Source organism: Streptomyces sp. NPDC000229, assembly GCF_040300825.1.
GTDB lineage: Bacteria > Actinomycetota > Actinomycetes > Streptomycetales > Streptomycetaceae > Streptomyces.
Genome location: NZ_JBEPEL010000084.1, coordinates 1 through 19,169 on the forward strand (window position 1 = coordinate 1; position 19,169 = coordinate 19,169).

Consider the following 19,169-nt stretch of genomic DNA (forward strand, 5'->3'; position numbering starts at 1 on the left):
GGTCGCGCTGATCCTGGCGGCCGGACTGCTGAGCCTGGCGGAGCTGGCGATCGAGCACCCCGGCGAGGACGCGGCCGGGGCGGCGGGCGCCGTGGAGCGCGCCGCAGAGGCGCTGGGCGGGCGGCTGGACGTACTCGTCAACAACGTCGGGGTCGGGGTGCTCGGCCCGCTGGAGAGCCTCGCGCCCACCGATGTCGACCGGGTGCCGGCGGTGAACGTGCGGGGCGTGTTCCTGGCGTCGCAGGCCGCCGCGGCGCGCATGGGGCGGGGCGGGCGGATCGTCACGATCGGGACGTGCACGACACAGCGCGTGCCGGGCCCCGGCGGGACGCTCTACGCGATGAGCAAGTCCGCGCTGGTCGGCCTGACCAAGGCGCTCGCCCGGGAGCTGGGTGACCGGGGCATCACGGCGAACATCGTCCACCCGGGCCGGTCGACACCGACATGAACCCGGCGGACGGTCCGTACGCGGACGGTCAGCGCGCGATGACGGCGCCGGGCCGCTTCGGGGTACCGGACGAGGTGGCGTCGATGGTGGCGTACCTGGCCGGGGACGATGCGGCGTATGTGACGGGCGCGGAGTTCGCCGTGGACGGCGGGCACGCCGCGTAAGCCGTAAGGAACCGCACGCAGCCGTACGGAGCCTTGTGGAGCCGTACGGAGGCGGAGGGGAAGGCGCGAGGGCGCACCGGTGCTGTCGGGCCGGTGCGCCCTTCGCATACGGGCAGGTGTCGTGCTGCCCGAGTCGGTCAGTTCAGCTCGTCGTGGCGGGCCGACAGGCGCTCGGCGCCCTCGTCCGTCAGGGAGCCGAACAGGCGGAGGCGGGAGATGCCGCCGTCCGGGTAGATGTCGATGCGGACGTGGGTGCCCACGACCGGCTCCGGCAGGACGAACCGGTGGTTGGTGTCCGGCTGGAGGCGGGTGCGCGGCAGGAACTCGGTCCACTCGCCGCTCTCGCCGTCGCGTGACGACAACGCGGCCCAGCCGGCGCTGTTGCCCTTGAGGTACGCGGTGTCGATCTCGACGGCACGGATCGCGGACTGCTCGACGAGCTGGTAGCGGATCCAGTCGTTGCCCTTGTCGCGGCGGCGGCGGGTCTCCCAGCCGTCGTCCATCTTGCGGGAGCGGCCGGGCTGGATGGTGTTGGTGGCCGGCGAGTAGAAGCGGTCCGACGCGTCCTCGACACGGCCGCCGTTCTCCAGGGCGACGACGTCGAAGGTGCCCAGCACGCGGAGCCACGCCGGGTCGGGGGCGACCTCGCCGTACACGCGCAGGCGGGCGATGCCGCCGTCGGGGTGCTGGTTGACGCGCAGGTGGGTGAAGCGCTGCTCGACGTCGACGGCGAAGCCGTTGGCGGCGTGGCCGCCGATGGCGGTGCGCGGGACGAGCGTCGTCCACTTCACGTCGGGGGCGAGGAGCGCCTCGGGCGACGGGGAGCCGGCCACCGAGGTCGCCTCGATGGAGACGGCCTGCGGGTAGTTGCCGCGGAAGTGGGCCGTGTCGACGACGATGCCGCGTACGACGCCGGGGGCGCCGAGGCGTACCAGGGCCCAGTCGTGGTCCTCGGCGGTGGGGTGCGGCTCGTCGGCGGAGACACCGCGGCGGCGGCGCGTCTCCCAGCCGTCCATGATCTTGCCCTTGTGGCCGAAGTGCTCGGGGTCGAACTCGGCGGGCTCGGGCTTGAGCATGTTCTCGCGCTCGGCGAAGAACTCGTCGTTGGCGGCGATGACGCCCGCGCCGAGGCGGCGGTCGGCCAGGTCGACGAGGCCGGTGAAGGGGAAGTCGGCGGTGCGGTAGTCGGCGTAGGGGTCACCGCCGCCGTAGGGGCTGGCGTCGCCGGTGAAAGCGGGTATGCCGGTCACGGGGGTCACTTGTTCCTTTCGAGCAGCCGGCCGGTCGGCGCGGCCAGGGTGCCGTTGTCGGCGATGCGTACGCCGCGCAGCCAGGTGGACTTGACGACGCCGTGCAGGGTCTTGCCCGCGTAAGCGGTGACCTGGTTGCGGTGGTGCAGCTCGGCCGGGTCGACGGTGAAGGTCTCATCGGGTGCGAGGACGGCGAAGTCGGCGTCGCGGCCGGGTTCGATGGCGCCCTTGCGGTCCAGGCCCGCCAGGCGGGCCGGGGCGGTGGACATCCAGCGCACGACGTCCTCCAGGGTGCGGCCGCGGCGGCGGGCCTCGGTCCAGATGGCGGGCAGGCCCAGCTGGAGGGAGGAGATGCCGCCCCAGGCGGTGGAGAAGTCGGGGGTCTTGAGGTCGGCGGTGGAGGGCGAGTGGTCGGAGACGATGCAGTCGATCGTCCCGTCGATGAGCCCCTCCCACAGCGCGTCCTGGTTGGACGCCTCACGGATCGGCGGGCAGCACTTGAACTCCGTCGCCCCGTCCGGGATCTCCTCGGCGGTGAGGGTGAGGAAGTGCGGGCAGCTCTCGACGGTGATCTGTACGCCTTCGCGGCGGGCGGCGGCGATCATCGGCAGCGCGTCGCTGGAGGACAGGTGGAGCACGTGCACGCGCGCGTTGAGCCGCCTCGCCTGGTTGATGAGGTTCTCGATGGCGGTGTTCTCGGCGTCGCGCGGCCGGGAGGCGAGGAAGTCGGCGTACTTCGGCGAGCTCTTCTGCGGGGCGGCGTCGAGGTGGTGCGGGTCCTCGGCGTGCACGATCATCAGGCCGCCGAAGCCGGCGATCTCGGCGAGCGAGGCGGCGAGCTGCTCCTGGTCGAGCTGCGGGAACTCCTCCACACCGGAGGGCGACAGGAAGCACTTGAACCCGTAGACGCCCGCGTCGTGCAGGGGGCGGAGGTCCTTGACGTTGTCGGGCAGGGCGCCGCCCCAGAAGCCGACGTCGATGTGGGCCTTGGAGCGGGCCACGTCCTGCTTGGTGCGCAGGTTGTCGACGGTCGTGGTCGGGGGCAGGGAGTTGAGCGGCATGTCGATGAGCGTGGTGATGCCGCCGGCCGCGGCCGCGCGGGTGGCGGTCCAGAAGCCCTCCCACTCGGTGCGGCCCGGGTCGTTCACATGGACGTGGGTGTCGACGAGGCCGGGCAGGACGACGTGGTCGCCGACGTCCTCCAGCCGGGCGCCGGCGGGCACCTCGGCGTCGTGGGGCAGCACCGCCGCGATCCGGCCACCGGCGACGGCGACCGAGGCGGGCCTGGTGCCCTCGGGGGTGATGACGCGCGTCGAGCGCAGTACCAGAGTCACGTTCGCCTCCACGCCCTGTTCCGCCTGTTCCGCGTTGCCGTTCAGGTCCACGTTCCCGTCCACATCGCCTTCCACATAGCCTCACATCGGCCGGTCACCCGGGCCGGTCGGACCGCCGGCCACGCCGTCGGCCACATCCTCGTTTTTCAACGAACTGTTGAAGGAGTCTTCACTCCGGGCCCCGCCTCGTCAAGAGCCTCCCGGGTCGCCACCGGGTGGCGGACGGGCAACTTGGATGTTTCCATGAAGTGGAAAGACAATTTCACTGAGGAGAACGTAGCTCTCCACATGCGGAGCACCGGCAGACCTTCACGGAACACCGCGGACACCCGGACAAACGGCGCCTGACCGGCGAAGACGTCCCTCCGCGGACGATGTGCCCGACGCAAGGGCCCGGTAGGCTGCTGACTTGCCCATCCGCCTCGAAAGGACCGTTGACGTGCCGACGTCCAGCGCCAGCACCACCGACGCCGCCAAGCCCGCCGCCGCGACCGGCGGTGTCCAGTCCCTGGAGCGTGCCTTCGACCTTCTGGAGCGGATGGCCGACGCCGGGGGCGAGGTCGGGCTGAGCGAGCTCTCCTCCAGCAGCGGACTGCCGCTTCCCACCATCCACCGTCTCATGCGCACGCTGGTCGCCTGCGGCTACGTACGCCAGCAGCCCAACCGCCGGTACGCGCTCGGTCCCCGTCTCATCCGCCTCGGCGAGTCCGCCGCGCGCCTCCTGGGCACCTGGGCACGCCCCTACCTCGCGCGGCTGGTCGAGGAGACCGGCGAGACCGCGAACATGGCACTGCTCGACGGCGACGAGATCGTGTACGTCGCCCAGGTGCCGTCCAAGCACTCGATGCGCATGTTCACCGAGGTCGGCCGGCGCGTGCTCCCGCACTCCACCGGCGTGGGCAAGGCCCTGCTGGCCCACACCCCGCCGGAGGAGGTACGGGCGCTGCTCGCCCGCACCGGCATGCCCGCCGCGACCGAGAAGACGATCACCACGCCCGACGGCTTCCTGGACGCCCTGGAGCAGGTGCGGTCGGCCGGGTACGCGGTCGACGACAGCGAGCAGGAGATCGGCGTCCGCTGCATCGCGGTCTCGGTGCCCGACTCCCCCACCGCCGCCGCCATCTCGATCTCGGGCCCGGCCGGCCGGGTCACGGAGACCGCGACGGAGCGGATCGTCCCGATCCTCCAGGGCATCGCGAAGGAACTCTCGACGGCACTGGCGAACCCCGCCAACAACGGCCAGGCCTGACCGGCCGGCCCCACCCGGGCCGGCCCCACCCGGGCCGGCGCCACGGTCTGCCCGGGTGGGGTCGCCTTCCAGGGCCGCCCCCGCGCGGGGCAGCCTTCCTGGCCGGAGCCGCCTCTCAGACCGGGCGCCTCAGGCCAGACCGCTCTCAGACCGAGGTCGCTCAGGCCGGGGTCGCTTCCTTGGACCGGAGCCGCCTCTCAGGCCAGGCCCGCCTTCCAGGCCGGAGCCGTCTCAGGCCAGGCCGTCTCTCAGACCAGGCCGTCTCTCAGGCCGAGCACCTCGGGCCGGGCTCCTCCGGCCGGGGTCGCTTCCTCGGACTGGGGCCGCCTCTCAGGCCGGGGACGCCTCAGACCAGGGACACCTCGGCCGGGCCGCCTCAAGCCGGGGCCGCCTCAGGCCAGGGACGCTCAAGCCGAGGCCGGCAAAACGGGGTGGCCGGGTGAGAGCCTTCCGTCTCGGACGGTGACCGTCCGGTCCATCCGCTGCAGGTGAGCCCGGTCGTGGGTGACCAGGACCGTCGCCGTCCCGCGCTCCCGGGTCAGGGTGACCAGCAGGTCGAGGACCGCCGCCCCGCGTTCGTGGTCCAGCGCGCTGGTCGGCTCGTCGACCAGCAGCACGGCCGGGTCGTTCATCAGCGCCCGCGCGATGTTCACGCGCTGGCGCTGACCGCCGGAGAGCTGGTGCGGCCGCCGTCCGGCCAGGTCCCCGAGGCCGACCGCGTCGAGGAGGTCCAGGGCCCGCCGCTCCGTGCCCTTGCGGCCCGACAGGTGCGCCATCACCCGGAGCTGCTCCGCGGCGGTCAGCGACGGCAGCAGGTTCGGCTGCTGGAACACGATCCCGACGTGCTCGCGCCGCAGCGCCGCCCTCCCGGCCCGGTCCAGCGGGCCGGTGTCCGTTCCGGCCACCACCACCCGCCCCCGGTCCGGCGTCACCAGCGTCGCCGCGACCGCGAGCAGGCTGGACTTGCCGGAACCGGACGGGCCGACGACCGCCGTGAGGCTGCCCGGGGGCACGTCCAGCGACACGGCGTCCAGCGCCGTCAGCCGCCCGTCACCGTCGGGGTAGGTCAGCGTCACATCGTCGAGGTGCAGGCTCATCGGGCGCTCCCGAGCGCGGTGAGGGGGTCGACGGCGGTGATCCGCCGGATGGACAGGGCCGCCCCGACCATCCCGAGCACCGCCATCACGGCGGCCGGGGCCAGGACGGTGAGCGGATCGAGCAGGAAGGGCACGTCGCCCCGGCCCACCAGCGCGCCGATGCCCACCGCGAGCCCGGTTCCGAGCAGGATCCCGGCGCCCAGCATGAGCGCCGCCTGCCCCAGGGCGTCCTTCAAGAGGTACGGGGTCGAGGCGCCGAGCGCCTTCAGCACCGCCACGTCTCCGCTGCGCTGGATCGTCCACACCGTGAAGAACGCCCCGATGACCAACGCCGAGATCACGAAGAGGAACCCGCGCATCAATTGCAGCGAGCCGTTCTCCGCCCGGTAGGAGCCGATGGCGGTGAGCGCTTCGTCGACGGTCGTGCTCCGCGTCCCGGCCGCCTTGTCGCCCGCCGCCGCGCCGGCGCCCTCCCCCCTCAGCGCGATGACGGTGGCCCCGTCGCGACCACCGATCCGCTGCCAGTCGTCGAGGGACGTCCACACCACCGGCGCATGGCTGTACGAGGCGTCCCCGGCGACCGCCGCGACCGTCGCCTCACGCGGCCCGATACGTACCCGGTCCCCCGCCCGGGCTCCCAGCTCCTCGGCCGCCTGCTCCGAGAGCACCACTCGCCCGGGCCCCAGCTTCGCGCTGTCCGGTGCGATCCCGGCGCCCGGCTCGGTACCGAAGGCGAAGAGCGCCGCCGTCCGGTCCCCGGCCGACGCGTCGACACCGCCGATGCCGACCGGCTCGGCGGCGGTCACGCCCGGCTGCCGCTGCCACGTCCGCCACGCGCGCTCGGCCACGGCGGACTCCGTGAACGACACCGGCCGACCGGGGGGTGGGGCGGCGAAGGCCAGGCGGTCGGCGGGCAGCCCGGTGATCGCCGAGACGTTCTCCCGCGCGAGCCCGGCCGTCAGCCCGGACAGCAGTCCGACGAGCAGGGTGATCAGCACGATCACCGTCCCCATCAGCGTGAATCGCCCTCTGGCGAAGCGTAGGTCTCTCCATGCCACGAACATGCGGGCCAGCCTGCCGACGAGCGCCCCGCGCGGGCATCGCACGCCGGACGGGCCCGTAGTCAAACTTTCGGTTGAGTCCCCACGCGCCGGGCGCGCCTACGCTGGACGGGTCATGGATCCCCGCTCGCTCACCCCCGCCCTGCGCGTCCTGCGCGTCTGTCCGCACCTGCTGATGGCGGGGCTGCTGGTGCTGTCCGCCGTGCGGGCCGGCACCCCGGCCGCCGTGACCGCGGCGGCCGGGACGGGCGCGGTGTACGCGGTCGGTTCGGCGATCCGTGCCGTACGGGAGTCGCGGTCGGCCGCCGCCGTGTGGCTGGCCGCCCTGTCCGCGGCCTGGCTCGTACTGCTGGTCCTGACACCCGACGGGTTGTGGGTGGCCTTCCCGCTGTACTTCCTGCACCTGCACCTGCTGCCGGTGCGCTGGTCCCTGCCTGCCGTCGCCGGCACGGCGGTCGCGGCGATCATGTCGTACGTCCACCATGGCGCACCGCTCAACCCCGGGGCGTTCATCGGTCCGCTGCTGGGCGCGGCCGTCGCCGTGGCGACCGTCCTCGGCTACCAGGCGCTGTACCGGGAGAGCGAGCGGCACCGGCGGCTGGTCGAGGAGCTGACCGCCACTCGGGCGGAGCTCGCCGCCGCCGAGCGGCACGCGGGCACGCTGGCCGAGCGGGAGCGGCTGGCCCGGGAGATCCACGACACGCTCGCGCAGGGCCTGTCGTCGATCCAGCTGCTGCTGCGGGCCGCCGAACGCGCCCTGCCGGACGGCGCTCCAGCCGCTGCCGGGCACATCGAGCGGGCGCGGCGGACGGCCCAGGACAACCTGGCGGAGGCCCGGCGTTTCGTCCGGGCGCTGGCCCCGGCCGATCTGGAGCGGGGTTCGCTGGCGGCGGCGCTGGAGAGGCTGTGCGAGCCGGACGGCCCGGGGCCGAGGGTCCGTTTCTCCGTGAGCGGTACGCCGGTCCCGCTGCCGACGCCGTACGAGGTGGCGCTGCTGCGGATCGCCCAGTCGGCGCTGGCCAATACGGTGCGGCACGCGGGCGCCGGGCGCGCCGAGATCACCCTCACCTTCATGGGCGCGTCCGTCACGCTGGACGTGGTGGACGACGGCAAGGGCTTCGACCCGCACGGCTGGAGCCCCTCCCCGGGCGACGGTTTCGGCCTCCAGGCGATGCGCTCGCGGGCCCAGTCGCTGGGCGGGACGTTCACCGTGGAGTCGTCGCCCGGCCAGGGCACCGCCGTCGCGGTCGCCCTTCCCCTGCCCTCCGGAGTCCGCTCATGACGGTCCGCCTGCTGCTCGCCGACGACCATCCGGTGGTACGCGCCGGGCTGCGCGCCGTCCTGGACACGGAGCCGGACTTCACGGTGGTCGCCGAGGCCGCCACCGCCGAGCGCGCGGTCGAGCTCGCTCACGGCGTGGACGTCGTGCTGATGGACCTCCAGTTCGGCGCCGGCCTGCACGGCTCGGAGGCGACGGCCGCGATCACCGCCCGCCCGGGGGCTCCCCGGGTGCTGGTGCTGACCACGTACGACACGGACGCCGACATCCTGGCCGCCGTCGAGGCGGGCGCGAGCGGCTATCTGCTCAAGGACGCGCCGCCGGAGGAGCTGGCGGCGGCGGTCCGTACGGCCGCGGCCGGGCGGTCCGCGCTCGCCCCGGCGGTGGCGCACCGCCTGATGGACCGGATGCGGACACCCTCGGAGGCGCTGACCAAGCGGGAGCTGGAGGTGCTGCAACTGGTCGGTGAGGGCCTGTCCAACCAGCAGATCAGCAAGCGGCTCTTCCTCAGCCAGGCGACGGTGAAGTCCCATCTGGTCCATGTCTTCGCCAAGCTGGGCGTCGACTCACGGACCGCGGCGGTGGCGGCGGCCACGGCCCGCCGCCTGATCCGCCGCTGACGCCCGGTTCCTACCGGTGCTGTTCGCCGAACAGCTCCACCGCGTGGCGTACGTCGGCGAGCGCGCCGCCGAGGGCGCTCACCGAACCGATCGCTCCCGCGATGAGCAGCAACGACCGCCGCAGCCGCCGCACTTCGGGAACCCCGGTGAGCGTCATCGCGGCGAGTGCGGCCAGTTCGTCTTCGGCGATGCCCCGGTCGGCGAAGTCGGCCGGATGGCCGGCGAGTTCGCGGCGGAGGCGGGAGACGGCGGCCCGCAGCTCCGTCACCCTCGGGTCCTCGCCGCTGTCGGCCGTGCGCCTCTGTCCCATGCTTCGCAACAAAAGCTCTCCCGCCCCTTGCTCGCACTACGTTGTGCGCCCGTCCCTGTACTTAACGCCATGACGGGCGGGGAGCGCCACTCCTCTGACGAAAACTCAGGAGGTGGCCTCCGGGGCGATCGCGCCGCGCCACACGGTCACGTCGAGGGTGACGTAGTGACTGGGGTCGGATTCGGGCGACTTCCCCTGGTACGTCACGAGGCCGAGGTGCCCCCCGTTGGTCAGGACGCACAGCTGGGACCCCTTGGACAGGGAGTCGAGGTCGACCCGGTCGGCATAGCGGGTCTCGGTCCGGCAGGTCTCCAGGTCGCCCTTCTGTCCGGCGCGCAGCAGGATGAGCCGCCCGTCCTCGACGTAGATCTTCTCCAGGTTCCAGGAGTAGGCGACGTCCACGTTGGCGTCGTCGCCGAGCGGCTTGACGGGGTCGTCGCCCAGCGTCAGGTGGTAGCCGTCCGTGAGGTCGATGCCCTGGTACGTGGCGGGGGTGGGATTCGCGGCCGGCTCCGGGGGCTCCTGGGAGGAGGGCGCGTCGGGCGAGGGGGTGGCCGCGCCGTCCTCGGTGGCGGGGGCCTGGGCCGTGGGGTCGCTCTTGGACTGGTCGCGGCTCTGTGCCCGGCTGTCGCCCTTGGCGTCCTCGTTCGACATCAGGACGTACACCCCGCCCCCGGCGAGCCCGGCCACGAGGAGCGCGGCGGTGAGGCCGAGCAGCAGGTTCCGCTTGGTCTTCTTGCGGGGCGGGGCGGGGACGGAGGCCGTCACCGGGCCCGTGACGGGGCCCGTGACGGGAGCAGGTCCGGCGTGCGGGTGCGGGGTGGCGTGGGCCTGCGGATAGCCGTACGCGGGGGTGTGGGCGGGCGACTGGGCCTGCGGGTGCGGCTGGCCCGGCGGCTGGGGCTGGGGCTGGGTGGGCGGCGGGCCGAAGCCGGGCGGCGGGGTCGCCGGAGCCGCGTGGGCGGTCGGGGGATGCGGGGCGGGGGCCTGGGGAGGCGCGGCCGGCACCGGCGTCGCGGGGGGCTGCGCGGGCGGCGGGGGCGTGGTGGCCGCCACCGGGGCGGGCGCGGCGGCGCGGGTGGTGATGTCGGCGGCGACGGCGCCGGGCAGCCACTCCTCCGGGCGGCGCAGCGCGGTCTGGTCGCTGGCGGCCTGGCACAGGGCGAGGATGTCGGTGACGGACGGGCGCGCGGCCGGGTCCTTGGCCAGGCAGCGGGTCACCAACTCGCGCAGCCGGTCCGGGAGTCCGTCGAGCTGCGGCTCCTCGTGGACGATCCGGTACAGCACGCCGTGCGAGGTGCCCTCGCCGAAGGCGGGGCTGCCGATGGCCGCGTACGCGGTGACCTGGCCGAGCGCGAAGATGTCGGTGGCCGCGGTGACCGTGCGGCCGGCCGCCTGCTCGGGCGACATGAACGACGGGGTGCCGATGGTGACGCCGCTGCCGGTGAGCGAGGTGGCGTCGGCGGCGCGCGCGATACCGAAGTCGATCACGCGCGGCCCGTCGGCGGCGAGCAGGACGTTCGCGGGTTTGAGGTCGCGGTGCACGATGCCCGCGCCGTGGATGACCTGGAGCGCCTCGGCGATGCCGGCCACCAGCAGCAGGACCGTGTGGACGGGCAGCCTGCCGTGGGCCTGCACCGCGTCGGCGAGGGAGGGGCCGGGCACATAGGCGGTGGCCAGCCACGGCTGGCGGGCGTCGGTGTCGGAGTCGATGACGGGCGCGGTGTACAGGCCCTGGACGCGCTGGGCGGACTTCACCTCCTGCGCGAACCGGCGCCGGAATTCCGCGTCCTCGGCGAAGTCGGGTCGGATCACCTTGATGGCGACCGGCCGGCCGCCGGGGGTGTACGAGAGGTACACCTTGCCCATGCCGCCGGCGCCGAGCCGGGCGGCCAGCCGGTAGCCGGCCACCGAACGCGGATCGTCGTCCTCGAGCGGCTGGAAGACCGTTCCCTGGTGTGCCGGACCACCACTCATCAACTCACGTCCCCCGTAACGGACTTCATACTGTCCTGTTGATCACCGCTGATCGCTTTGATCCCGGACCCGCACCTTATCCAAGGCGGAGCCTCCTCTTCACCCGCGCGGGGTGCACGCGCATGCGGTATGCACTCCACATGGGACATACGACGACAGACGGACCACGGATCGCCGGACTTCTGCTCGCGGCGGGGGGCGGGAGGCGGCTCGGCGGCCGTCCGAAGGCCCTCCTGGAGCACCGCGGCCGCCCCCTGGTGGAGCACGCGGTGGGCGTCCTGCGGGCGGGCGGCTGCGAGGTGGTCCACGTGGTGCTGGGCGCCGCCGCCGACTCCGTTCGCGAACGGGCCTCGCTGCCGGGCTGCGTGCTCATCGACAACCCGGACTGGCAGGAGGGCATGGGCTCGTCACTCCGCGCGGGGCTGGCGTCCCTCGCGTCGGCGGGCGGCGCCGATGCGGCCGTGGTGTCGCTGGTGGACCAGCCGGGGATCGGCCCCGAGGCGGTGCGCCGGGTGACCGCCGCGTACCGCTCCCGGGACGCGCTGGCGGCCGCCGCGTACGACGGGAAGCGCGGCCACCCGGTGCTGATCGGTGCCGAGAGGTGGGCGGACGTGGGGCTGAGTGCGGAGGGGGACCGGGGGGCACGCGCCTACCTGAAGGAGCACGAGCCGTCGATCGTCCTCGTCGAGTGCGGGGACGTCGCGGAGGCCTACGACATCGACACGGTGGACGACCTGGCACACCTGGAGTGAAGGTGATGGCACTCAGAGCCATGTTGTGTCGACTCGGAGAATCTCGACATCAACAAACCATTGAACTTCCACTATGAGGAAACTAGTATCCACTGTTCAGAAGCACCCGATCGTCAGAAGGCGCCTGTGACCGTATCTCGGCTCCCACGGCACTCAGTGCCGCGCGCGTATGCCCGGCGGCCGCTGCACGGCGCCGTGCCACAGTCCCCGCTGAAGGAAGTGACAGCTCATGTCCGCACCAGCGCCGTCCCCGCTGGCCATCGTCGAAGCCGAGCCCCTGCCCCGGCAGGACGAGGTCCTCACCGATGCGGCCCTGGCCTTCGTGGCCGAGCTGCACCGGCGCTTCACGCCACGGCGTGACGAGCTCCTCGCCCGCCGCGCCGAGCGCCGTGCCGAGATCGCCCGCACCAGCACCCTCGACTTCCTCCCGGAGACCGCACAGCTCCGCGAGGACGACAGCTGGAAGGTCGCGCCGGCCCCGGCCGCGCTGAACGACCGCCGCGTCGAGATCACCGGCCCGACCGACCGCAAGATGACCATCAACGCCCTGAACTCGGGCGCCAAGGTCTGGCTCGCAGACTTCGAAGACGCGTCCGCCCCCACCTGGGAGAACGTCGTCCTCGGCCAGCTCAACCTGATCGACGCCTACGAGCGCAGGATCGACTTCACCGACCCGCGCACGGGCAAGTCGTACGCCCTCAAGCCCGCCTCCGAGCTGGCGACGGTCGTCATGCGTCCGCGCGGCTGGCACCTGGAGGAGCGCCACCTGCGCTTCGACGGCCGCCCCGTGCCCGGAGCCCTGGTCGACTTCGGCCTGTACTTCTTCCACAACGCGCAGCGGCTCATCGACCTCGGCAAGGGCCCGTACTTCTACCTCCCGAAGACGGAGTCGCACCTGGAGGCCCGCCTCTGGAACGACATCTTCGTCTTCGCCCAGGACTACGTCGGCATCCCGCAGGGCACCGTCCGCGCGACCGTCCTGATCGAGACGATCACGGCCGCGTACGAGATGGAGGAGATCCTCTACGAGCTCCGCGACCACGCCGCGGGCCTCAACGCCGGTCGCTGGGACTACCTCTTCTCGATCGTCAAGAACTTCCGTGACGGCGGGGCCAAGTTCGTCCTCCCGGACCGCAACGCGGTGACGATGACGGCGCCGTTCATGCGCGCGTACACCGAACTGCTGGTCCGCACCTGCCACAAGCGGGGCGCGCACGCGATCGGCGGCATGGCGGCCTTCATCCCGTCCCGCAAGGACCCCGAGGTCAACAGGGTCGCCTTCGAGAAGGTCAAGGCGGACAAGGACCGCGAGGCGAACGACGGCTTCGACGGCTCCTGGGTCGCCCACCCCGACCTCGTTCCGATCGCGATGGCCTCCTTCGACGCGGTGCTGGGCGACAAGCCCAACCAGAAGGACCGCCTCCGCGAGGACGTCTCGGTGGCCCCGGGTGACCTCATCGCCATCGACTCGCTCGACGCGAAGCCGACGTACGAGGGCCTCCGCAACGCCGTCCAGGTCGGCATCCGCTACATCGAGGCGTGGCTGCGCGGCCTGGGCGCCGTGGCCATCTTCAACCTGATGGAGGACGCGGCGACCGCCGAGATCTCGCGCTCGCAGATCTGGCAGTGGATCAACGCGGGTGTCGTCTTCGAGAACGGCGAGGAGGCCACCCCCGAGCTCGCCCGCAAGGTCGCGGCCGAGGAACTGGCCGCCATCCGCGCCGAGATCGGCGAGGACGTCTTCGCGGCGGGCAAGTGGCAGCAGGCCCACGACCTGCTCCTGAAGGTCTCGCTGGACGAGGACTACGAGGACTTCCTCACCCTCCCGGCGTACGACCAGCTCGTCGGCTGACCTGCCCGTAGGACCACTCCGTCCCCCGGCGTCGCACTGCGTCAGGGGGCGGAGTCATGCCCGCCCTCGCTCCCGGCCGCCTTGCGCTTCTCGGCGTACGCGACGACGTGTCCCGACAGCGCCACCAACACGGTCGCCAGGAGGGCGGGAACCCAGGGGTCACGCAAACGCCACCACCCCGAGCCCCAGCCCCGTCAGGCCGACAGCGCTGAGCGCCTTCTGGCGAGGCGACAGGGAGGCCCAGTCGGAGGTGCCTGCGGGGTGCTTCTCCGGTTCCACCGGAGGGCTCCTTCCCTTGTGGGTGGTGCGAAGGGCGACACCCCACGAGAGGGGGTGCCGCCGGGTGACGAGGGGTCAGAGGGCGACCAGCATGATCGCCCGTGCGATGTCATGGGCCACATCCGTGGGAATTCCCGCCTTCACCATGGCCACGGTGAGTGCGGTCTCGCTCCACCCTTCGACGTCCTCAATGGCATCGGCGATCTTGTTGCCATTGCGGGAGATGAAGGCGCCGCTCTTCTTGCTCACCTTCCCGATGATTTTCCCGGCCCACACACCTCCGTGACGCAGCCCGGCGACGATGAGTTTGCGGACGATCGTTCCCATTCCCAGAGCCCGCTTGGTCCGCTGGTGGGCGTCCGGGTTCTCCCATTGCTGCGCGTACCGCTCGAATTCACCGATGAGGGCGGGATCGGCACCGTCGGCCTTCATCCGGGCGACGAGATCGCGCACGTCGGCGGCGGTCGGCCGCAGCGACTCCGCCGGTACCTCGCTGTATGCCCGGTACCGTTCCCCCTCGGCCGCCTGGGCCACGGGTGCGATGGCCCCGAAGGCGACAGCGGCGAGCGCGGCGGCGGCCGCCATGCGGATGCAATTGTTCTTCACTGACGGATTCCCCTTCGGAGGGGTGGAAACGCTCACACCGACCGCCGGAAAGGGAAATCAGGGCACGACCACCGTTCGCTGCGCCGAGAAGTCGCCCCAGGTGCCGTCCGGGAGCTTGGCGCGGAGTTTGACGGTGTACCGGGTGCCGGGCTCGTCGGTGACGGTGAAGGTGTACCGCACCCGGCCGGGCGGGGGCTGGGCGCCCCAGACGATGGTGGTGGCGAACCTCCCGTTGAGGAACAACTGGTGTTCCTTGACCGGGGCTCCGGTGTCCGGCGGGGTCCAGGCCAGGACCACACCGCCCTTGCGGGCCGTCGCCGTGAGGCCGGTGGGGGCGGTGCTGGGACCGGAGCCGGGGGCCGGGGCGGTCGTGAGGTCGACCGAGGGACTGTCGGGCGAGGAGTTGTCCGCGGCGTCGCGGGCCCGGACGGTGAAGGTGTAGACGGTGCCCGGACGCAGGTTGGTGATACGGGCGGTGGTGGCGGTGCCGGGGACACTGTGGACACGGGAGTCGGCCTGGTAGACGTCGTACGCGGTGACACCGGCGGCATCGGTGGCGTGCTCCCAGGAGAGGGTGACCTCCCGGCTGCCCCCGACCGTGCCACGAAGAGCCGTCGGGCGGGTGGGAGGCGTTCCGTCGTCCGGTGTGGACGGGGGTGTGGTGACGGGTATCGCGACGCTGGGCCCCGAGAGGTTGCCGGCGGCGTCCCGGGCGCGGACGGTGAAGCTGTACGCGGTCGAGGGGGTCAGCCGCTCGATGTCGACCATGGTCCTGCCGGTGGGCACCACCGCGACCTTCCGGCCCTTGTGGTGCACCTCGTATCCGGTGACCGCCTTGTTGTCCGACGAGCGCTCCCACATCACGTGCACGGAGGTGGCGCTGCCTGCCTGGGCGGTCACCCCGGCGGGGGCCGAGGGGGGTTCGGTGTCCTTGGCCTTGTCCGCGTCCGGACCGCCGCCACCGCCGCACGCAGCGAGGAGGGCGGCGGAAGCGGTCAACGCGGCGGCGGTGAGGGGGCGTTGCACGGTCGGCCTCCACGTACGACAGGGGGATTGGTCCAGACCTGTATGGCATACGGGGAGGAAGGCTTCAAGGGCGGGGACACGGTCAACGGCTGTGTTTCCTGTGACCCTCGGGTCCGGGCATCTGCCGGCGCAGCGGTTTGGCGGTGCGCGCCGCCAGGGCCGCCACCTTCGGGTCCGGGTGCTGGTCGGCGAGTTCCTCCAGGACCCCGAGGGCGGTGCTCCGGTCGGTCCGGACGATGGCCTCCACCAGGGCCGGGGCGCCGCCCGGCCAGGCCGACGCGGCGGCGTCGAAGGCTTCGGGGAGCAGCCAGGGGAGAGTGCTCGTGTCCAGTTCCTCGGGCTGCCGCTCGGACGCTGCCCCCACGTACATGCGCAGGTCCTGGTGCCAGCGGTCCTCCAGCGTTTCCAGGGCCAGCACCGCCCGGGCGCTCCGCGGAACACGGTCGGCGTCCGCGGCGGTGGCCTCCCCCCGGGCGCCCAGGAGCCGGTGGGCGTGGGCGCCGGTGGCCGGGTGGGTGAGCGCGGCACGGAGGGCCTCGGCGGGAACGGCGGCGAGGTCGAAGCGACCGAGGACGGTGCCGGTGTCGATGCCGTGGAAGTCCGCGCTCTTGGCCGTTTCGACGGCACCGAGCAACTCGCTCCAGGCGGTCACGCCGCGTCCGGCCGTCCACCTCGTCAGGGTGTCGACGGCCGTCTGCGTCGGCCAGGTCCCGACGGCGGGGACGAGTTGGGCGGCCTCCCACTCGGAGACCTCCTCGTCGTCGGGTGTCGCGACATGGCCGGCCGACAGGACGTGGCGCAGCACGGCGCACCCGAGCGGGGTGAGTCCGTATGCGTCGCCGGCGCGGAAGACACAGCCCGTCTCGGCCAGCCGGTCGACGACGTCCGCCAGGGCCTCGGCCCGGGGCGCGAGTTGGGACAGGTCGTCCTCGCCGAGGGAGGGGATGCCCAGGAGGGCGGGCAGACGGTCCGGGGGCGGCATCTCGTACGGGTGGTAGGACCTGTCCTCCGGGACCGGTACCGGGGCGTCCTCCAGCTCCGGATCGACCGGCAGGTCGCCGTGCTCGGCCGCCTTGCGTACGACGGAGTCGGCGGTGCAACCCCGCTCGTACAGCGCGTAGAGCAGGTGCGCGGCGTCCTGGGCGAACTCGGAGTCGGAGGTGGAGCCGATGTCGTCGACGACAGCGGCCAGGACGTCCGCGGCGAGCTCGGTCAACTCCTCGGGGGTTCCGTCGGTCCAGACGGTGGCGGCGGAGCCGGTGAAGCAGCGCTCGGCGATCTCGGGCGGGGCGTCGGCGGAACCCGCCGCGAGGGCGGAGGGAAGCCGGGCGGCGTGCAGCAGCGCCTTGATCTCGTCGGGGGCCGGCAGGGCGGGCGACGGCGGGAGGGGGTGGGCGGTGTCGCCGTAGTAGTCGAGGTGTTCGCCGAGCAGCCGGTCCACGAGGGCGAAGTGGGGGATGGCCTCGGGGCTGGGTGCCAAAGCGGCGTGCGGGCCGTCCGGTTCGGCGAGGGCGTCGCTGAGACCGGCGGCCGTCCAGCGGTCGCTCAGGGCGGCGGCGGTCCGCTCCAGTTCGGCGGGGAGCGCCTCGTCGGGACGGTCGTCGTCCAGTGGCGGGCCGGCCAGCAGCGGGCCGGCCGGGGAGGGCTCCTCGACATCGCGGGCGAACGCGGCCAGCAGCAGCTCGCCCAGCTGGACGCGGGCCGCGAAGGTACGGGCGGCGACGTCGGAGCGGTGCAGGGGCGCGGGGAGCGCGGGGCGCTCGGCGCGCGGTGTGTCCTCGTGGGCGGCGAGCCATGCCCGTACGGCGTCGGGGTCGTCGGCGTCGACGCCGTCGGCGCGCAGCAGGGAGGCGTACCAGCGCGGCCAGGTCAGGTTCCACGGGTCGGCCATGGCGCGGCGGAACTCCGGCACGGCCTCCTCGATCTCGGCGAGCAGCCGGGCGTGTCGCTTGGCGTTCAGGCGGCCGGACGCCCGGGCCCGGTCGGCGAGCGCGGTGAGGACCTCGGGCACGGCGTCGGCCTCCGGCGGGGTGCCCCACAGCAGGACGGGCAGATCCTCGTGGAGCACGGGGCCCAGGAGCCGCGCGGTCGGCTCGGGCACACCGGTCCTGCGGTCCGCCCCGCGCAGGGCGAGCAGCGTCAGGACGGCATCGGCGGTACGCGCGGGGAGGGGGGCTTGGCCGCGGGCCTCGCGTTCCTTGTCCGCCCAGCCCAGGAAGTCGTCGAGTCCGGTGTTCAGAGCAGGTGTACGGATCACGGTCACTCGGGGAGCGTATGGGCCGCGCGCGGGTCGGCGCCGCTCGCGCACGGGTGCGTAGCCCAATCAGGGGACGCCGGTTCGGACGCTGTTGTCAGTGGGGTGCGCTTCACTGGATTCATCACTCTCCGTGACGAGGCTGGGGGATTCATGACGGAGCGTTTGACGTTTCTGACGCTGGACCGGCTGCGGCAGCGCGGGTGGACGGACGCGATGGTGCGGGACCTGCTCGGTGAACCGGACGTGCAGGGGCGGGACCCGAGGCGGTGGTCGGTCGCGCCGGTGCGGTTGTATCTGCTGGCGCGGGTGGAGGCGGTGGAGCGGACGCCGGAGTTCGCGGAGTGCTCGGCCGCGGCGGGGCGGAGCGGGGCGGCGGCACGGGCGGCGGCGGAGCGTCGTCGGCAGGCGGTGCTCGCGGCCGTCCGGGCGGAGCCGATCCGCGTGCCGCTGCTGCCGGAACCGGAGCTGGAGCGACGGGCGGTACGGCACCGACGGCTGGTCGGTGGCTCACCGGGCGCCGGGAGCGGGCCCGCTCCGGGGGCGGCCGGGGCGGGCGGCACGTCGAGGTCTGCGGGTGCGGGCGGTGCGGGGCCCGGACCGGGGGGTTCGGACGATGCGGGGGCGTTGGTGCGGTGGCAGGTCGACTACCTGCGCCACGCCTTGAGCCGGTACGACACGCTGCTGGACGGGCTGTTCGGGGCGACCGGGCGGGCGGAGGCCGAGCGGCTGCTGCGGGAGCGGGTGTACGGGGCGATCGCGCGGGCGTACCCGCGGCTGGCGGCGGAGTGCGCGCGGCGGACGCGGTGAGGGGCGACGATGAGTTTCCGGGCCGGTGGCGGTCTGCCGTCACATGGACGTACCCACGAACGTACCCACGGAGACCGTCATGCTCGACCTCGGACCCGCGACCCGCCAGGTGGCGCGGCTGGTGGACGGCGTCACCGACGACCGGCTCGACGCCCCGACGCCGTGCCCCGACTACGCCGTACGGCAGCTGCTGGCCCATCTGGTGGGGCTCGCGACCGCCTTCCGGGACGCCGGGAGGAAGGACCTCGGACCGACCACGGACACGGATCCCCAGGCCGGTCTGCCGCCGCTCGACGACGACTGGCGCACCGCACTCCCCCGCCGGCTCGACGAGCTCGCCGACGCCTGGCGAGCCCCGAGGGCCTGGGAGGGCACCACCCGGGCGGGCGGTGTCACCCTGCCGGGCGAGGTGGCGGGCCTGGTCGCGCTGAACGAGGTGCTGATCCACGGCTGGGACCTGGCGCGGGCGACCGGCCAGGAGTACGCGCCGGACGAGGCGTCCCTGGAGGCCTCGTACGCCCTGCTGGCTCCCACCGCGGACGACCCGGATCAGCGGGGCCCGTTCGGCCCGCCCGTGCCGGTGCCGGCCGACGCGCCGCTGCTCGACCGGGTGATCGGCCTCAGCGGCCGCCGTCCCGGCTGGCGCCCGGAGGCGGCCCGCTGAAACCCGGACGATCGGGAGGGCGTTGTACAAGCCCGGCCGGAGACGGCGTGCATGGGGCGCGAGCCGGCCGGCAGCTCGCGCTGAACACGACGCACGGGCGCGTACGGCACCCGCCGGTGCCGTACGCGCCCGCTCTC

Annotated in this window: 17 protein-coding genes and 1 pseudogene; 8 read left to right on the forward strand and 10 right to left on the reverse strand. The window is 73.3% G+C overall.

Going from position 1 to position 19,169, the window contains the following annotated elements; genetic code table 11:
• Nucleotides 1-67 precede the first annotated feature (67 nt).
• Nucleotides 68-612, forward strand: a pseudogene (locus tag ABT360_RS29210) (SDR family oxidoreductase); the annotation flags it as partial.
• Between the two features lie 137 nt (nucleotides 613-749).
• Here the strand turns inward: ABT360_RS29210 and alc are convergent.
• The gene (alc, locus tag ABT360_RS29215; protein ID WP_351822909.1) at nucleotides 750-1,862 is read right to left on the reverse strand and encodes an allantoicase; all 1,113 of its coding nucleotides are present in this window, start codon (nucleotides 1,860-1,862) and stop codon (nucleotides 750-752) included.
• Between the two features lie 5 nt (nucleotides 1,863-1,867).
• Complete coding sequence (gene allB, locus ABT360_RS29220; protein ID WP_351822979.1) at nucleotides 1,868-3,208, reverse strand: allantoinase AllB; 1,341 nt, start codon at nucleotides 3,206-3,208, stop codon at nucleotides 1,868-1,870.
• Between the two features lie 427 nt (nucleotides 3,209-3,635).
• Between allB and ABT360_RS29225 the strand changes: the two genes are divergently transcribed.
• Nucleotides 3,636-4,445: an IclR family transcriptional regulator gene (locus tag ABT360_RS29225; protein ID WP_351822912.1), complete on the forward strand. Its 810-nt coding sequence runs from the start codon at nucleotides 3,636-3,638 to the stop codon at nucleotides 4,443-4,445.
• A 407-nt stretch (nucleotides 4,446-4,852) separates the two neighbouring features.
• On the opposite strand, the gene ABT360_RS29230 is transcribed toward ABT360_RS29225, so the two are convergent.
• Together ABT360_RS29230 and ABT360_RS29235 are read right to left on the reverse strand one after the other, a co-directional pair.
• Nucleotides 4,853-5,542, reverse strand: a complete 690-nt coding sequence (locus ABT360_RS29230; protein ID WP_351822915.1) for an ABC transporter ATP-binding protein — start codon at nucleotides 5,540-5,542, stop codon at nucleotides 4,853-4,855.
• Nucleotides 5,539-6,606, reverse strand: coding sequence for an ABC transporter permease (locus tag ABT360_RS29235; protein ID WP_351822918.1), 1,068 nt, complete (start codon nucleotides 6,604-6,606; stop codon nucleotides 5,539-5,541). The genes ABT360_RS29230 and ABT360_RS29235 overlap by 4 nt, the downstream gene beginning before the upstream one ends.
• 112 nt (nucleotides 6,607-6,718) lie before the next feature.
• On the opposite strand from ABT360_RS29235, the gene ABT360_RS29240 reads away from it, so the two are divergent.
• Complete coding sequence (locus ABT360_RS29240) at nucleotides 6,719-7,885, forward strand: sensor histidine kinase (protein ID WP_351822921.1); 1,167 nt, start codon at nucleotides 6,719-6,721, stop codon at nucleotides 7,883-7,885.
• The gene (locus ABT360_RS29245) at nucleotides 7,882-8,502 is read left to right on the forward strand and encodes a response regulator transcription factor (protein WP_351822924.1); all 621 of its coding nucleotides are present in this window, start codon (nucleotides 7,882-7,884) and stop codon (nucleotides 8,500-8,502) included. Before ABT360_RS29240 ends, ABT360_RS29245 begins: the two co-directional genes overlap by 4 nt.
• Nucleotides 8,503-8,512: 10 nt before the next feature.
• On the opposite strand, the gene ABT360_RS29250 is transcribed toward ABT360_RS29245, so the two are convergent.
• Nucleotides 8,513-8,824 carry a DUF5955 family protein gene (locus ABT360_RS29250; RefSeq protein WP_351822927.1) on the reverse strand — a complete coding sequence of 104 codons (312 nt, stop codon included), beginning with the start codon at nucleotides 8,822-8,824 and terminating at the stop codon, nucleotides 8,513-8,515.
• A gap of 93 nt (nucleotides 8,825-8,917) precedes the next feature.
• The gene (locus ABT360_RS29255; RefSeq protein WP_351822930.1) at nucleotides 8,918-10,789 is read right to left on the reverse strand and encodes a serine/threonine-protein kinase; all 1,872 of its coding nucleotides are present in this window, start codon (nucleotides 10,787-10,789) and stop codon (nucleotides 8,918-8,920) included.
• Nucleotides 10,790-10,929: 140 nt separating this feature from the next.
• Here ABT360_RS29255 and ABT360_RS29260 point away from each other — a divergent pair, with 140 nt between their 5' ends.
• Both ABT360_RS29260 and aceB read left to right on the forward strand, forming a co-directional pair.
• Entirely contained in the window at nucleotides 10,930-11,541 is a 612-nt protein-coding gene (locus tag ABT360_RS29260) for a nucleotidyltransferase family protein (RefSeq protein ID WP_351822933.1), read from the forward strand.
• Between the two features lie 229 nt (nucleotides 11,542-11,770).
• Complete coding sequence (gene aceB, locus ABT360_RS29265) at nucleotides 11,771-13,393, forward strand: malate synthase A (RefSeq protein ID WP_351822936.1); 1,623 nt, start codon at nucleotides 11,771-11,773, stop codon at nucleotides 13,391-13,393.
• 41 nt (nucleotides 13,394-13,434) lie between these two features.
• On the opposite strand, the gene ABT360_RS29270 is transcribed toward aceB, so the two are convergent.
• The 4 genes from ABT360_RS29270 to ABT360_RS29285 form a co-directional block, all read right to left on the reverse strand.
• A complete protein-coding gene (locus ABT360_RS29270; protein WP_351822939.1) occupies nucleotides 13,435-13,560 on the reverse strand; it encodes a hypothetical protein in 126 nt (41 codons plus the stop codon).
• 187 nt (nucleotides 13,561-13,747) lie between these two features.
• Nucleotides 13,748-14,278, reverse strand: a complete 531-nt coding sequence (locus ABT360_RS29275; RefSeq protein ID WP_351822942.1) for a hypothetical protein — start codon at nucleotides 14,276-14,278, stop codon at nucleotides 13,748-13,750.
• A 57-nt stretch (nucleotides 14,279-14,335) separates the two neighbouring features.
• Nucleotides 14,336-15,304 (reverse strand): fibronectin type III domain-containing protein, encoded by a 969-nt coding sequence (locus tag ABT360_RS29280; protein ID WP_351822945.1) that lies wholly within the window; start codon nucleotides 15,302-15,304, stop codon nucleotides 14,336-14,338.
• An 82-nt stretch (nucleotides 15,305-15,386) separates the two neighbouring features.
• Nucleotides 15,387-17,567 carry a hypothetical protein gene (locus ABT360_RS29285; RefSeq protein WP_351822948.1) on the reverse strand — a complete coding sequence of 727 codons (2,181 nt, stop codon included), beginning with the start codon at nucleotides 17,565-17,567 and terminating at the stop codon, nucleotides 15,387-15,389.
• 156 nt (nucleotides 17,568-17,723) lie between these two features.
• On the opposite strand from ABT360_RS29285, the gene ABT360_RS29290 reads away from it, so the two are divergent.
• Both ABT360_RS29290 and ABT360_RS29295 read left to right on the forward strand, forming a co-directional pair.
• Entirely contained in the window at nucleotides 17,724-18,368 is a 645-nt protein-coding gene (locus ABT360_RS29290) for a hypothetical protein (protein ID WP_351822950.1), read from the forward strand.
• A gap of 79 nt (nucleotides 18,369-18,447) precedes the next feature.
• Nucleotides 18,448-19,032, forward strand: coding sequence for a TIGR03086 family metal-binding protein (locus tag ABT360_RS29295; RefSeq protein ID WP_351822953.1), 585 nt, complete (start codon nucleotides 18,448-18,450; stop codon nucleotides 19,030-19,032).
• The last annotated feature ends 137 nt before the right edge of the window (nucleotides 19,033-19,169 follow it).

Excerpts from the sequence above, each read along its gene's own strand:
- ABT360_RS29230 (WP_351822915.1), bottom strand. The coding sequence starts at position 5,542 with ATGAGCCTGCACCTCGACGATGTGACGCTGACCTACCCCGACGGTGAC.
- ABT360_RS29235 (WP_351822918.1), bottom strand. The coding sequence starts at position 6,606 with ATGTTCGTGGCATGGAGAGACCTACGCTTCGCCAGAGGGCGATTCACG.
- ABT360_RS29240 (WP_351822921.1), top strand. The coding sequence starts at position 6,719 with ATGGATCCCCGCTCGCTCACCCCCGCCCTGCGCGTCCTGCGCGTCTGT.
- ABT360_RS29245 (WP_351822924.1), top strand. The coding sequence starts at position 7,882 with ATGACGGTCCGCCTGCTGCTCGCCGACGACCATCCGGTGGTACGCGCC.
- ABT360_RS29255 (WP_351822930.1), bottom strand. The coding sequence starts at position 10,789 with ATGAGTGGTGGTCCGGCACACCAGGGAACGGTCTTCCAGCCGCTCGAG.
- ABT360_RS29260 (WP_351822933.1), top strand. The coding sequence starts at position 10,930 with ATGGGACATACGACGACAGACGGACCACGGATCGCCGGACTTCTGCTC.
- aceB (WP_351822936.1), top strand. The coding sequence starts at position 11,771 with ATGTCCGCACCAGCGCCGTCCCCGCTGGCCATCGTCGAAGCCGAGCCC.
- ABT360_RS29295 (WP_351822953.1), top strand. The coding sequence starts at position 18,448 with ATGCTCGACCTCGGACCCGCGACCCGCCAGGTGGCGCGGCTGGTGGAC.